We start from the raw sequence: 14,106 nt of genomic DNA, 5'->3' as shown, positions 1-14,106 counted from the left end.
ATGAAAATGTATTATACTAAAGACAGTATCATCTATCACAACGGTACATACATGCATCCAGAAAGCGCGGCTGGAAACATGTACAGTCAAGCATTGCACTATGGAAATGGTGTATTTGAAGGAATCAGAGCGTACAAAACAAAATTTGGCACAAAAATATTCAAAGCCAGAGAACATTACGAACGCCTTCAATATGGAGCTGAGGTCATGGGAATTCCGTTCAACTATTCTATTGAAGAATTAGTAAACATCACCTACAAACTACTAGAAAAAAACAACTTACAAGACGCATACATTCGACCAATACTGACAACAGGCGCAAACATGAGCTTGCTAACGTCCGACGAATCATTTTTAACGATTCAATGTTGGGAATGGGGAAAATACATGGGCGACAAACTCCTAAAAGTAAAAACATCTCGTTTTGAACGTCCAAATCCAAAATCGTGCTTTGTAGAAGCGAAAGTTACAGGACACTATACTAATTCAATTCTATCAACAAACGAAGCCAAAAATGCAGGATATGACGAAGCATTACTATTAGACATGAACGGAAACGTAGCAGAATGTTCTGGAGCCAACGTATTCATGGAAAAAGATGGAAAACTCTACACGCCAAAACGCGGACATATCATGGCAGGAATTACACGTTCAACCATCATAGAAATCTGCAAAGAAGAAGGTTTCTCAGTAGAAGAAACAGAATTTACGTTAGCAGAGTTAAAACAAGCAGACAGTGCATTCTTTACAGGAACTGCCGCAGAAGTAGTTGGGTTGGCGTCTTTAGATGCATATACATTTCCACTTTCGTGGGAATCGTCTCTGGGTTACAAACTAATGAAAATATACAAACAAGAAGTGCTTTGCGAACGCGCTAAAAAACTATCAAAAGCAGGATGAACAATCTGAATAAATACAGCAAAACAGTCACACAAGATCCTACGCAACCAGCGGCGCAAGCCATGCTACATGCAATCGGTTTGACAAAAGAAGACTTTTTCAAACCTATTATCGGAATTGCAAGTACAGGTTACGAAGGAAATCCATGTAACATGCACTTAAACGATTTGGCAAAACTGGCAAAGCAAGGAACCAAAAATGAAGATGTGGTTGGACTAATCTTCAATACGATTGGTGTAAGTGACGGAATCTCTATGGGAACTCCAGGTATGCGCTATTCGTTGCCTTCACGTGATATCATTGCCGATTCTATGGAAACGGTTGTGCAAGCCATGAGTTATGATGGATTAATTACGGTTGTAGGTTGCGATAAAAACATGCCAGGTGCTTTAATGGCAATGATTCGCTTAAATCGCCCAAGCATTTTGGTCTATGGCGGAACAATCGATTCTGGTTGCCACAATGGAAAAAAACTCGATGTTGTTTCCGCGTTTGAAGCTTGGGGAAGTAAAGTTGCGGGTACAATGGACGAAACGGAATACCAAAGTATTGTTGAAAAAGCATGTCCAGGTGCTGGCGCTTGTGGCGGAATGTATACAGCAAACACCATGGCTTCTGCTATAGAAGCTTTAGGAATGACTTTACCTTTTAACTCTTCAAATCCTGCATTAAGTGATGCTAAAAAGCAAGAATCTGTTGCAGCGGGAGAAGCGATGCGAGTACTACTAGAAAAAGACATCAAACCATCGGATATCATCACGCGAAAATCATTAGAAAATGCAGTTCGTTTGGTCACGATTTTGGGTGGATCAACAAATGCGGTATTACACTTTTTGGCAATTGCCAGAGCTGCACAAATCGATTTCACACTCAAAGACTTTCAAGAAATAAGTGATACAACGCCATTTCTAGCTGACTTAAAACCAAGTGGAAAATACTTAATGGAAGATGTACATGCGGTTGGTGGAATTCCTGCGGTATTAAAATATCTCCTTAAAAAAGGATTAATTCACGGCGATTGTATGACGGTAACAGGAAAAACGATTGCTGAAAACTTATTAGATGTTGATGACTTAAAAGAAGGTCAAGATGTGATCAAACCCATTGAAAATCCAATCAAAATATCAGGACACTTACGTATGCTATATGGAAACTTAGCAAGTGACGGAAGTGTGGCAAAAATAACAGGAAAAGAAGGATTAAAATTCTCTGGAAAAGCCAAAGTTTTTGAAGGAGAATACGAAGCAAACGACGGAATCCGTGATGGAAAAGTAGAAAAAGGAGATGTAGTCGTCATTCGCTACGAAGGGCCAAAAGGCGGACCAGGAATGCCAGAAATGCTCAAGCCAACAGCCGCAATTATGGGTGCAGGTTTAGGGAAAGATGTCGCACTCATTACAGACGGACGTTTCTCAGGAGGAACACATGGTTTTGTCGTCGGACACATTACACCAGAAGCACAAGAAGGCGGAACAATTGCACTGGTAAAAGATGGAGACATCATCACAATTGATGCAGAAACGAACACGATACGATTAGAAGTCTACGAAGAAGAACTTCAAGAACGTAGAAAACAATGGAAAGCACCAGAACTCAAATTTGAACGCGGTGTATTATACAAATATGCAAAAACGGTTTCATCCGCATCCAAAGGTTGCGTAACTGATGAGTTCTAATTAGAATTCATCATTCCCACGAAAGTGGGAATCTCATAAAAAACTAGTTGTCATTCCTGTGTAGACAGGAATCTAAAACAATAAAAAACTATGGAAACAAACACCATAAAACAAACACAAGAAACACTTCAAAAAACTGAACGTATCTCAGGTAGCGAAGCTATCGTACGATGTCTGTTGGCAGAAGGTGTAAGTACATTATACGGTTATCCTGGTGGCGCAATTATGCCCGTATATGATGAATTATACAAATATCAAGATCAAATTCATCATGTACTCACACGTCACGAACAAGGTGCTACACATGCAGCACAAGGATACGCACGAATCTCTGGAGAAGTTGGTGTGGCAATTGCAACATCAGGTCCAGGAGCTACCAACCTAATTACAGGTATAGCGGATGCGCAAATTGATTCTACACCAATGGTTTGCATTACTGGGCAAGTCGCTTCACATTTACTAGGAAGTGATGCGTTTCAGGAAACAGATATTGTTGGAATCTCTACGCCAGTAACCAAATGGAATCATCAAATTACGAAAGCTTCTGAAATTCCAGAAGTCATGGCAAAAGCATTTTACATTGCTAAAAGTGGTCGTCCAGGTCCTGTATTGATTGACATTACAAAAGATGCGCAATTTGAAGAATTTGACTTTTCATATGAAAAATGCAAAGGTGTTCGTAGTTACAAAGCAGTTCCTGAAACAGATGAAAACTCGTTAAAAGCTGCTGCAAAATTAATTAATGCTGCAAAAAAACCTATGGTTGTTTGGGGACAAGGCGTGATTTTAGGCAAGGCTGAAGCCGAATTTAAAGCGTTTATTGAAAAAGCTGGAATTCCATCTGCATGGACCATTCTAGGTGTTTCTGCAATTCCTACAGCACATCCACTAAATGTTGGAATGGTTGGAATGCATGGAAACTATGCGCCAAATGTGTTGACAAACGAATGTGATGTATTAATCGCTATCGGAATGCGTTTCGATGATCGTGTAACAGGAAACCTTGCAACATATGCCAAACAAGCAAAAGTGATTCACTTTGAAATAGATCCTGCGGAAGTTGACAAAAATGTAAAAACTGATGTAGCTGTTTTAGGCGATGCCAAAGCGAGTTTAGCAGGAATTTTACCATACATCCGTAAAAAGTCACATTCTATATGGAGACGCGCATTTGATGATTTGTATGCAATAGAATATGAAAAAGTCATCAAAAACGATTTACATCCTACTAAAGAAGGGTTGACAATGGGTGAAGTAATGAAAGAAATCAACATTCAAAGTAAAGGTGAAGCAGCCATTGTTTCTGATGTTGGTCAGCATCAAATGATTGCCTGTCGTTATGCAAACTTCAACCAAACAAAAAGTAACATTACTTCTGGTGGTTTAGGAACGATGGGATTTGGTTTGCCTGCAGCAATTGGAGCAAAAATGGCAGCGCCCGAACGTGAAGTAGTTTGTGTGTGCGGAGATGGTGGTTATCAAATGACCATTCAAGAATTAGGAACCATTTTTCAGCAAAAAGCAGCCGTGAAAATTGTGGTTTTAAACAATGATTTTCTAGGAATGGTACGTCAGTGGCAACAATTATTTTTTGACAAACGCTACGCATCTACCGAAATGACAAATCCTGATTTTGTAGCTATTGCTAAAGGATATCATTTAAATGCACGACGTGTAACCAAACGAGAAGAATTAGCGGAAGCAGTACAAGAAATGATGGAAAGCAAAGAAGCATATTTCTTAGAAGTATGCGTAGAAAAAGAAGATAACGTATTTCCAATGATTCCAACAGGAGCATCGGTTTCAGACATAAGATTGAGTTAATTTAATAAAAAAAGGAGTCAAGAATATAGAACCGAGAATATAGACAGGGAAAAGAGATTTTTATTACTCAAAACTGTCTATGTTCTAACATCTAGATTCTATAATCTTTTAAAAATATGGAACAAGAAAGCAAACAATTTACGGTTTCGGTATATACCGAAAATAACATCGGATTGTTGAATAGAATTTCAGCAATATTCCAACGAAGACATATCAATATTGAAAGCATTAACTCGTCTGTTTCAGAAATTGAAAACGTTTCAAAATGGACCATAGTTGTGAATCTGACCGAAGAACAAATGAAAAAAATCATCGGTCAAATAGAAAAGCAAGTTGAAGTCATTAAAGCATATTATCATACAGAAGAAGAAATCATATATCAAGAATCGAGCATCTTTAAAATGAAATCTGATTTATTGTTTGATGAACGTCAAATTCAAAATATTATAAAAGATAGCAATGCGCGAATCGTCACGGTAAACAAGCAATTTTTTGTCATAGAAAAATCAGGACGTAAAGAAGAAATCGAACTATTATACCGAGAACTCAGTTTCTTTGGAATCATGCAATTTACACGTTCTGGACGAATTGCAGTCAGCAAAGAAGAAATGAAAATATCAAAAATGCTTGAAGAAGCATTCAATCATTAAAACCAAAATTCTAGACGAATTTAAATAAAACAAACAAAAACACATACGAGTAAGCAAAGTCCAGATTCTTGTAGTCTTGACTCTTACTTCAAAAAAAAGAAATCATGTCAAATTACTTTAATACACTATCATTACGAGAACAACTCGCACAACTAGGAAAATGTAGATTTATGGATGCTTCCGAGTTTGGAGAAGGAGTCAAAGCACTTACAGATAAAAAAATTGTCATTGTAGGTTGTGGTGCACAAGGTTTAAATCAAGGACTAAACATGCGCGATTCAGGATTAGATATTTCATATGCATTACGCCAAGCAGCTATTGATGAAGAACGTAATTCATATCAAAATGCAACATCGCACGGTTTTAAAGTTGGAACCTACAAACAGTTGATTCCAACAGCAGATTTAGTCTTAAATCTTACACCAGACAAGCAACATACAAATGTTGTGAAAGCGGTTATGCCTTTAATGAAAAAAGGAGCAACCTTAAGTTATTCGCACGGTTTCAATATTGTAGAAGAAGGCACTAAAATTCGTGAAGATATCACGGTAATTATGGTAGCGCCAAAATGTCCAGGAACGGAAGTGCGTGAAGAATATAAACGAGGATTTGGCGTGCCGACACTTATTGCTGTGCATCCAGAAAATGATCCAGAAAACAAAGGTTGGGCACAAGCAAAAGCCTATGCAGTTGCCACTGGTGGACACAGAGCTGGTGTATTAGAATCATCTTTTATAGCAGAAGTGAAAAGTGATTTAATGGGAGAACAAACCATACTTTGCGGTGTATTGCAAACAGGTTCAATATTAGCTTTTGATAAAATGGTCGCTGACGGAATTGACGCTGATTATGCTGCAAAATTGATTCAACTAGGTTGGGAAACTATCACAGAAGCGTTGAAACATGGGGGAATTACCAATATGATGGATCGTTTATCGAATCCTGCAAAACTGAAAGCATTTGAACTTTCGGAAGAATTAAAAACCATTATGAAACCATTATTTGAAAAACATATGGACGATATTATTTCGGGTCATTTTTCAAAAACGATGATGGAAGATTGGGCAAATGATGATAAAAACTTACTCAAATGGCGTGCAGCAACAGGAGAAACTGCTTTTGAAAAAACGGCTTTGACCACAGATCATATCTCGGAACAAGAATACTTCGATCATGGAGTATTATTAGTTGCCTTTGTAAAATCTGGTGTAGAACTAGCATTTGAAACGATGGTAAGTGCAGGAATTATTGAAGATTCTGCTTATTACGAATCGTTGCACGAATTACCATTAATCGCAAATACAATTGCGCGTAAAAAACTATTTGAAATGAATCGAGTAATTTCTGATACAGCCGAATATGGTTGCTACTTATTCGATCATGCATGCAAACCATTGCTTGAAGATTTTATCAAAGACGTTTCTACGGAAGTGATTGGAAAACCATTTTCAAGTTCAAATGCAGTAGACAACTTAGATTTAATTGCTGTAAATGATGCCATTCGAAATCATCCAATAGAAGCTGTTGGAAAACGACTCAGAGCCGCAATGACAGCTATGAAAACAATAAAAACAACTGTGAAAACAGAAAAGGCTGTTACCGTATAGACCTGACTGTATCTCGACTGCGCTCGATGTGACAAAGAAGGATAATACTTTAAAGCTAAGTTCTATTGGTTTTGAGTATGTACTGTCTGTGTTCAGAAATAATGAACTAGCAAGCGGAATTGCGAATCGCAGCTTCAAGCATGTAGCTTGGCTAGAGAATGGTGTGTAGCAATTTCCTATACACAGACTTGATTTTTTGGTTCGTTTTTTATCAAGAAAAAATGAAATTAAAAGAACCAATAATAGTTAAAAATAATTATAAAAAAACACTTTGCAAACAACCACAAAAACATACGCTCCAACGTTAGCAGCCATTAAAACAGCTGCAAAAACACTCAAAGGCATTGCTTCGGTAACGCCTTTGAGTTATAACGACTATTATTCAAAACAATGGAATTGTAATGTCTACTTAAAGCGAGAAGATTTACAACAAGTTCGATCGTATAAAATTCGTGGTGCATACAACAAAATAGCATCGTTGACTTCAAGTCAAGTTGAAAATGAAATTGTGTGTGCAAGTGCTGGAAATCATGCACAAGGTGTTGCCATATCGTGTAAATTATTACAAATAAAAGGAACGATATTCATGCCAACACCAACACCAAATCAAAAGATTGAACAAGTCAAAATGTTTGGAGAAGACTATGTTGAGGTTGTATTAATTGGCGATACATTTGATGATGCATATGATGCCGCAATCTCAGCATCGGAACGATTAAACAAAACATTTATTCATCCGTTTAACGATAAAAAAGTCATTGAAGGACAAGCTACTATTGGTTTAGAAATACTAAATCAGCTTGAAACTCCAATTGATTATGTGTTTGTGCCTGTTGGCGGTGGCGGATTATCTGCCGGATTGTCTTCAGTATTCAAAATGTTATCTCCAAAAACAAAAATTATTGGTGTAGAACCCAAAGGTGCGCCATCGATGTCAACATCAATTCAAAAAGATAGAAATACCAGGCTAAAAAGTATTGAAAATTTTGTAGATGGAGCTGCTGTAAAGCGTGTTGGCGATTTAAACTTTGCCATCTGTAAAGAAAATTTACACCAAATGATTACGGTTGATGAAGGCGAAGTTTGTCAAACAATTTTAGATTTATACAACCGACAAGCAATTGTTGTTGAACCTGCAGGAGCTTTAAGTATAGGCGCATTATCGCAATATGCAACTGAAATAAAAGATAAAAATGTTGTCTGTGTTGTAAGTGGAAGTAATAATGATATTACACGAACCGCCGAAATCAAAGAACGTGCATTATTATATGCAAACTTAAAACATTACTTCATTATCAAATTTCCACAGCGCGCAGGAGCTTTGCGCGAATTTGTTGCAGAAATATTAGGTCCAACAGACGACATTACACATTTTGAATATACCAAAAAAACCAATCGTGAGAACGGCGCAGCAGTTGTAGGATTGCAATTAAAAAATGCGGATGATTTAGAAGCATTAATCACGAAAATGAAATTAAGAAACTTTTACGGCGACTACTTAAATGATAAACCCGATTTATTTCAATTCTTAGTTTAAAAAAAACCTTATGAACATTCCCGAACAGTATCAAATAAAAGAAACAATAACTCAAAATACATATTTAGTAGATGGTAAATTAAAAGAATGGACAGGTACAACATCTGAAGTGTATTCTACCATTTCTTCTACTGAAACCTATCAACCCACATTACTCGGAACCATTCCTACGTTAGGAGAAACGGAAGCGCTAGAAGCACTAGACGCAGCCGTTAATGCCTATAGCAAAGGACAAGGTTTGTGGCCAACAATGAAAGTTGTAGACAGAATTGCGTGTATGGAAAAATTTGTAGAACAAATGAAAACCAAACGCGATGAAATTGTAAAGCTTTTAATGTGGGAAATAGGTAAAAACTTAGCCGATTCTGAAAAAGAATTTGACAGAACGGTTGAATACATTTACGATACCATTGAAGATTATACACAAATGGATCGTGATAGTGCCAAGTTTGAAAAACACGGTGGCGTCAACGCGCACATTCGTCGTGGACCATTAGGTGTTGTATTATGTCTTGGACCGTATAACTATCCGTTAAACGAAACTTTTGCCTTGTTGATTCCTGCCATTATTATGGGAAATACAACCATTTTCAAACCTGCAAAGTTTGGTGTTTTATTACTCTCTCCTTTATTGGAAGCGTTTCAAAATAGCTTTCCAAAAGGTGTTGTAAATATTATCTACGGACGTGGAAGAACCGTTGCATCGCCAATTATGAAAGATGGTCGTGTAGATGTCTTGGCTTTAATAGGAAACAGTAAATCTGCCAATGCTTTGCAAAGTGTACATCCAAAAAGTAACCGTTTGCGAATGGTATTAGGCTTAGAAGCTAAAAATCCAGCAATTGTACTCAAAGATGCAGATTTAGATTTAGCAATCAGCGAATGTATTGCGGGAACCACTTCGTTCAATGGGCAACGTTGTACGGCTTTGAAAGTATTATATGTGCATGAAGCTATTGTGGATGAGTTTAACAAGCGTTTTTCTGAAAAAGTTGATGCGTTACAATTTGGAAATCCTTGGGAAGCTGGCGCAAAATTAACACCATTGCCAGAACCTGATAAACCTGCATACATTCAAGAATTGATAGATGATGCTACCGAAAAAGGTGCAAAAATCATTAATAAAAAAGGAGGGAAAACAACTGAAAATTATATTTTTCCAGCAGTATTATATCCGGTAACGAAAGCGATGCGTGTATATGAAGAAGAACAATTTGGACCTGTAATTCCAATAATTCCTTTTTCAGATATTGAAGAACCTTTGGATGATATGGCAGCTTCCAACTACGGTCAGCAAGTAAGTTTGTTTGGAAAAGATGTAAACACCTTAGCGCCGTTGATTGATACCTTGGTTAACTTGGTATGTCGTGTAAACTTAAACAGTTCGTGTCAGCGTGGACCAGATGTATATCCGTTTACGGGAAGAAAAGATTCTGCGGTGGCTACATTAAGTGTACATGATGCGTTGCGTTCGTTTTCAATCAGAACCTTTGTGGCTTCAAAAGACAACGAGTATAACAATGCAATTTTAACCGAATTGTTACAAACCAGAGCTTCCAATTTTGTAAGTACTGATTATATTCTGTAAGCAGAGCGTCATGCTGAACTTGATTCAGCATCTCACATCAAGCACTAAACTTTATATATAAAGTTTAGTGCTTTTTTTCATGTTGTTTTAAGAATACCCAAGCAAGTCTAAATTACTCTTTAAAAGGCTTATGCTCTTTAAAAGATTTGATCTTAATGTTTTTGATGAAAGGTCGCATGGCAGCGTTTAAAAGTGGTTTTTTATGACGAATGTAGCAGGTCAAATCTTGTGGTTTCGCGCCAAGTGTACTTTTAATTTCAGAAGCAGTTCTTCCCAAATTGATACGTGTTGCCTGGTGCTGAATTCCTAAACGTACATAGTCATTTAAAATACGTGGATAAATAGCATATTCTTTATTCATAGAATAATCCAATCCGATAAAATGTGCATCCAAGTTTTCCTGATTTACCATGGCAGACAAGAAACCAATGAGTTTATCTTCTAAGAAATATCCTTTTACAATAAATTGATCACCATAGCTTGCTTTTAAGTGTGTATAAGTATTTAAATTTAATACTTGCGCATTGAAATTGGCGTTGGCAATCGTGTTTTCATACAATGCTTGCAGTTCACTTTTGTGATTTTCTATTTCTTGTGCAGTAAACTGCTTTACGATAAGATTTTTACTTTTTTTATCTGCCTTATTCGCTTTGACTCTATATTTAGATTTTAAAGCATTTTTATAATCATCAAAAGATTTCCATTCAGGTTGTAATGTAATGATCATATTTGGTTCCACTTTCATGGGGGCATATTTATAATCTTGTAATTGATCTGTAAGTGTTAAGGACGATTTTTTAAAGTCTTTTACAAAGACAGCTTGTAACCTTTTGGTGTTTTTCATCAACTTTTTCAATGCTTTTGCAAGTGCATGAAACATTATATTGATATCTTCTCCATCTTTTATAAAAGTTCCATACTCACCACTCAAAAAGATATTTCCACAAAATAAAATACGTGCAGTACTATTACAAAACAATCCGTTAAGTCGTTTTTTAAACGTATCAGAGATCTTAATGTTTTGTGTAATAGTTTCTATTGGAATCGTTACTAATTGTGTAATGGCAAACGCTGTGGCTTCTTGCTTTTTATTCACAATAACAATATATCTACACACAATATCATCGTTTGCAATTTCGTATGCATGCAAAAATTCAGGTGTATAATATGTGTTTTCTGTGCATTGTAATTGTTGCCAATATTCTTGCGGAATATCATTTACGGCATTAAAAAAAAGTGCGTTTGTATTACTCATTAGCTAGCCTTGGCTTTGTTCATTGAAACGAGATAGACTCCAGCAAAAATCAACGAAGCCGCTACAATTTTAATGAAATTTAGGGAATCACTACCCATAATTATAGCAAAAATCCCTGCAATTACAGGTTGAATGTACAAAAATGTACTTACAGTAGATGCTTTTAACTGTTTCAGTGCTAATGGGTTTAGTAAATATGTCGCAAAGGTAGCACCAATAATTACAAATAAAGTTTCGAAAATAATATATGGTGAAAATGTGGTCCAATCAACTGCTTTTAATTCTGAAAAACCGAATGGTAATACTAAGATGCTTCCAAATAAAAACAACCATTTAATAAACGTAAATGGATGATACTTTACGCTTAACTTTTTAATAATAATGATGTAAATACTATAAGAAACCGCATTGATGAATACCAAGAAATTTCCAAGCAAAATATTATCTGAACCTACTGCAGACTTACCATAAACACTTAATACAACAGCGCCTGAAAGTCCTAAAATAATTCCGATTATCTTTTTAGGGATAATCTTTTCTTTTAGAAAAATTGCAGATAGTATAAGTACAATAATTGGTACAACTACCATAATTACCGAAGCATGAATAGGTGTTGTGTATTTGAGTCCTTTAAAAAAGGTAAGCATGTTAAGTGCAATTCCGAAAATAGACGCTAAAAAGAAGGTGATATAATCTTTTCTGTCAATCTTTTCTTTAGGAGCAAAAATGCTAAAAATCCAAAATAAAACAGCAGCACCAACTACGCGCAGCAAAATAAATCCGAACGGTTTTATATAACCGCCTTTTAGTACATCAGCAGCAAATGTAAATGTAACGCCATAAAACACTTGAACCATAAAGGCTGCAACAAAAGCAAAGTTTTTTTTTGACATCATTTATGAAATGGCTTCTTTGGCAGCTGCGACAGTTTTTGCAGAATTTCCAATGAAAATTTGATCATCTACAATAATTACTGGACGCTTTAAAAAAGTATAATGTTCTAAAATATACTGTTTGTAATCTTCCTCAGTCAAATTTTGATTCTTTAAATCCATTTTTTTATACAACTGTGCACGTTTGCTAAACAAAGCTTCGTAGCTACCTGAAAGGGCATGCATTTCTTCCAATTGTTTTACGGTAATTTCCTCTTCTTTAATTCCTTGAAGCACAAAATCGGAAGTTGGTTGAATTTCTTTAAGGATTCGCTGACACGTATTACAGGTCTTTAAATGATATATTTTCTTCACAGGTTTGAAATTTTAAAAAAAGATGATACAAATGTGTTGTAAAACTTATGCAAAGAAAATTCATTTCGACTAAAAAAATACTACTTTTAAGAAAATTATACCAAATGAATTTTACACGAACGATTACACAAAAGAACAGAGCAGTTATAAAACGATTTTTAACAGAATTATCACTAGATGACTTAAATAAAATACCAGAAGGATTCTCAAACAATATCATTTGGAATATTGCTCATATTTTGGTGACACAACAATTATTAGTGTACAGATTGTCAGGTTTGCCAACGTATGTTTCAGAAGAAATGATTTTGAAATATAAAAATAAAACAAAGCCTGAAGGCAATGTGACGCAAGCAGAAGTAAATGAAATCACAACCTTGATGGACAGCTTACTACTTCAGTTAGAAAAAGATTTGGAAGCCAAAATTTTCAAAACATTCAATGAATATACGATTAGCACAGGAATTGTTTTAAATAGTGTAGAGGAAGCTATTGAATTTAACAATGTTCATGAAGGTATTCATTTTGGATACATTTTAGCACTTAAAAAAGCATTATAATATGGACTATTTTTTAATCATTACAATCCTTGTTTCGCTAGCTGCAATTTTTGGATACATCAATGTTCGTTTCTTAAAACTTCCGAATACAATTGGTTTAATGTTAATAACCATTGTATTTACGCTTGCGGTATTTGGGTTAAGTTATTTTGATGCAACGCTACTAAATGCGGAAAAATATATCATCACACAAATAGATTTTAAAAGTGTATTACTCGATATTATGCTGAGTTTTTTACTCTTTGCAGGTGCGTTACATACCAACTTTGAACAACTAAAAGTACAGCGTTGGCCAGTATTAGTATTTGCAACTTTAGGCGTATTGGCTTCAACATTTTTGGTAGGAATTGTCATGTATTATGTATTAATGTTGACAGGTTTAGAAGTTAACTTTATCTATTGTTTACTCTTTGGTGCATTAATATCTCCAACGGATCCAATTGCGGTGTTGGGAATCTTAAAAAAGGCAGGTGTTCCTAAAAAACTAGAAGTCAAAATTGTGGGCGAATCTTTGTTTAATGATGGTGTTGGTGTGGTTATTTTTCTAACTATATTTCAAATTGCGTCCTCAGGAGCTGGAAACGTAAGCGTTGCAGATGTTGCCAAATTGTTTGGTTTGGAAGTGATTGGAGGAATTGCATTAGGAGGTTTTTTAGGTTGGATTACCTATAGATTATTAAAATCGATTGACGATTATGATATTGAAGTTATCATTACATTAGCCGCTGTAATGGCAGGAACTGCAATTGCACATAAATTACACGTATCTGCTCCGTTAGCAATGGTTACTGCCGGATTGATTGTTGGAAATGACACAGTTCGTGGAACGGCGATGTCAAGAGTAACAGAAACCTATGTAGATAAATTTTGGGAGTTAATAGATATCCTATTAAACACAATTTTATTTGTATTGATAGGAATGGAAATGTTAGTAATTGTCTTTGAAGTAAAATATGTGGTTGCCGGATTAGTTGCCATTCCAATAGTGTTAGCTTGTAGATATATATCTTTATTATTCCCAATAAAATTCTTTGAAAAACGACTCGATTTTGTCCCAAAAACAAATCTTATTATGACTTGGGGTGGATTGCGTGGTGGAATCTCTATAGCGCTTGCTTTAGGATTAACAGCGGAAATGCACCGCGACTTATTTTTAGTGATAACGTATGTTGTAGTAATATTTTCTATCCTAATTCAAGGGTTAACTGTTGGAACCTTGGTTAAGAAGTTGCAAAAGAAATAGTTGTAAAATGGTAATGCTG

Annotated in this window: 12 protein-coding genes; 9 read left to right on the top strand and 3 right to left on the bottom strand. The window is 35.7% G+C overall.

From position 1 onward, the window contains the following. Positions 1-6: 6 nt before the first annotated feature. From Q0828_RS02790 to Q0828_RS02760, 7 genes are all read left to right on the top strand, one after another. Positions 7-900, top strand: coding sequence for a branched-chain amino acid transaminase (locus tag Q0828_RS02790; RefSeq protein WP_298417480.1), 894 nt, complete (start codon positions 7-9; stop codon positions 898-900). Then, positions 897-2,576, top strand: a complete 1,680-nt coding sequence (gene ilvD / locus Q0828_RS02785) for a dihydroxy-acid dehydratase (RefSeq protein ID WP_298417478.1) — start codon at positions 897-899, stop codon at positions 2,574-2,576. The genes Q0828_RS02790 and ilvD overlap by 4 nt, the downstream gene beginning before the upstream one ends. A 90-nt stretch (positions 2,577-2,666) precedes the next feature. Continuing rightward, entirely contained in the window at positions 2,667-4,400 is a 1,734-nt protein-coding gene (gene ilvB, locus Q0828_RS02780) for a biosynthetic-type acetolactate synthase large subunit (protein ID WP_298417477.1), read from the top strand. Between the two features lie 116 nt (positions 4,401-4,516). After that, entirely contained in the window at positions 4,517-5,050 is a 534-nt protein-coding gene (gene ilvN, locus Q0828_RS02775) for an acetolactate synthase small subunit (protein ID WP_298417475.1), read from the top strand. 104 nt (positions 5,051-5,154) lie between these two features. Continuing rightward, positions 5,155-6,657: a ketol-acid reductoisomerase gene (gene ilvC, locus Q0828_RS02770; RefSeq protein WP_298417473.1), complete on the top strand. Its 1,503-nt coding sequence runs from the start codon at positions 5,155-5,157 to the stop codon at positions 6,655-6,657. Positions 6,658-6,928: 271 nt separating this feature from the next. Continuing rightward, positions 6,929-8,194 carry a threonine ammonia-lyase IlvA gene (ilvA, locus tag Q0828_RS02765; RefSeq protein WP_298417472.1) on the top strand — a complete coding sequence of 422 codons (1,266 nt, stop codon included), beginning with the start codon at positions 6,929-6,931 and terminating at the stop codon, positions 8,192-8,194. 10 nt (positions 8,195-8,204) lie between these two features. After that, positions 8,205-9,782 carry an NADP-dependent glyceraldehyde-3-phosphate dehydrogenase gene (locus Q0828_RS02760; RefSeq protein WP_298417470.1) on the top strand — a complete coding sequence of 526 codons (1,578 nt, stop codon included), beginning with the start codon at positions 8,205-8,207 and terminating at the stop codon, positions 9,780-9,782. 112 nt (positions 9,783-9,894) lie between these two features. On the opposite strand, the gene Q0828_RS02755 is transcribed toward Q0828_RS02760, so the two are convergent. The 3 genes from Q0828_RS02755 to Q0828_RS02745 are packed head-to-tail and all read right to left on the bottom strand — an operon-like array spanning position 9,895 to position 12,284. Continuing rightward, complete coding sequence (locus Q0828_RS02755; RefSeq protein WP_298417468.1) at positions 9,895-11,037, bottom strand: peptidogalycan biosysnthesis protein; 1,143 nt, start codon at positions 11,035-11,037, stop codon at positions 9,895-9,897. Beyond that, a complete protein-coding gene (locus Q0828_RS02750; protein WP_298418207.1) occupies positions 11,037-11,930 on the bottom strand; it encodes a DMT family transporter in 894 nt (297 codons plus the stop codon). Before Q0828_RS02750 ends, Q0828_RS02755 begins: the two co-directional genes overlap by 1 nt. A 3-nt stretch (positions 11,931-11,933) precedes the next feature. Continuing rightward, positions 11,934-12,284 carry an ArsC/Spx/MgsR family protein gene (locus tag Q0828_RS02745; RefSeq protein WP_298417467.1) on the bottom strand — a complete coding sequence of 117 codons (351 nt, stop codon included), beginning with the start codon at positions 12,282-12,284 and terminating at the stop codon, positions 11,934-11,936. 104 nt (positions 12,285-12,388) lie between these two features. Between Q0828_RS02745 and Q0828_RS02740 the strand changes: the two genes are divergently transcribed. Together Q0828_RS02740 and Q0828_RS02735 are read left to right on the top strand one after the other, a co-directional pair. Next, positions 12,389-12,844, top strand: coding sequence for a DinB family protein (locus tag Q0828_RS02740; protein WP_298417465.1), 456 nt, complete (start codon positions 12,389-12,391; stop codon positions 12,842-12,844). 1 nt (position 12,845) lies between these two features. Continuing rightward, complete coding sequence (locus Q0828_RS02735; RefSeq protein ID WP_298417463.1) at positions 12,846-14,087, top strand: sodium:proton antiporter; 1,242 nt, start codon at positions 12,846-12,848, stop codon at positions 14,085-14,087. Positions 14,088-14,106: the final 19 nt, after the last annotated feature.

Source organism: uncultured Kordia sp., assembly GCF_947496985.1.
Lineage (GTDB): Bacteria > Bacteroidota > Bacteroidia > Flavobacteriales > Flavobacteriaceae > Kordia.
The sequence above is the reverse complement of the archived record's forward strand: the minus strand, read 5'-3'. Positions and strand labels throughout refer to the sequence as shown.

Bases quoted from the DNA above. Each gene is read 5' to 3' on its own strand.
- Q0828_RS02790 (WP_298417480.1), top strand. From the start codon at position 7: ATGTATTATACTAAAGACAGTATCATCTATCACAACGGTACATACATG.
- ilvD (WP_298417478.1), top strand. From the start codon at position 897: ATGAACAATCTGAATAAATACAGCAAAACAGTCACACAAGATCCTACG.
- ilvB (WP_298417477.1), top strand. From the start codon at position 2,667: ATGGAAACAAACACCATAAAACAAACACAAGAAACACTTCAAAAAACT.
- ilvN (WP_298417475.1), top strand. From the start codon at position 4,517: ATGGAACAAGAAAGCAAACAATTTACGGTTTCGGTATATACCGAAAAT.
- ilvC (WP_298417473.1), top strand. From the start codon at position 5,155: ATGTCAAATTACTTTAATACACTATCATTACGAGAACAACTCGCACAA.
- Q0828_RS02760 (WP_298417470.1), top strand. From the start codon at position 8,205: ATGAACATTCCCGAACAGTATCAAATAAAAGAAACAATAACTCAAAAT.
- Q0828_RS02755 (WP_298417468.1), bottom strand. From the start codon at position 11,037: ATGAGTAATACAAACGCACTTTTTTTTAATGCCGTAAATGATATTCCG.
- Q0828_RS02750 (WP_298418207.1), bottom strand. From the start codon at position 11,930: ATGTCAAAAAAAAACTTTGCTTTTGTTGCAGCCTTTATGGTTCAAGTG.
- Q0828_RS02740 (WP_298417465.1), top strand. From the start codon at position 12,389: ATGAATTTTACACGAACGATTACACAAAAGAACAGAGCAGTTATAAAA.
- Q0828_RS02735 (WP_298417463.1), top strand. From the start codon at position 12,846: ATGGACTATTTTTTAATCATTACAATCCTTGTTTCGCTAGCTGCAATT.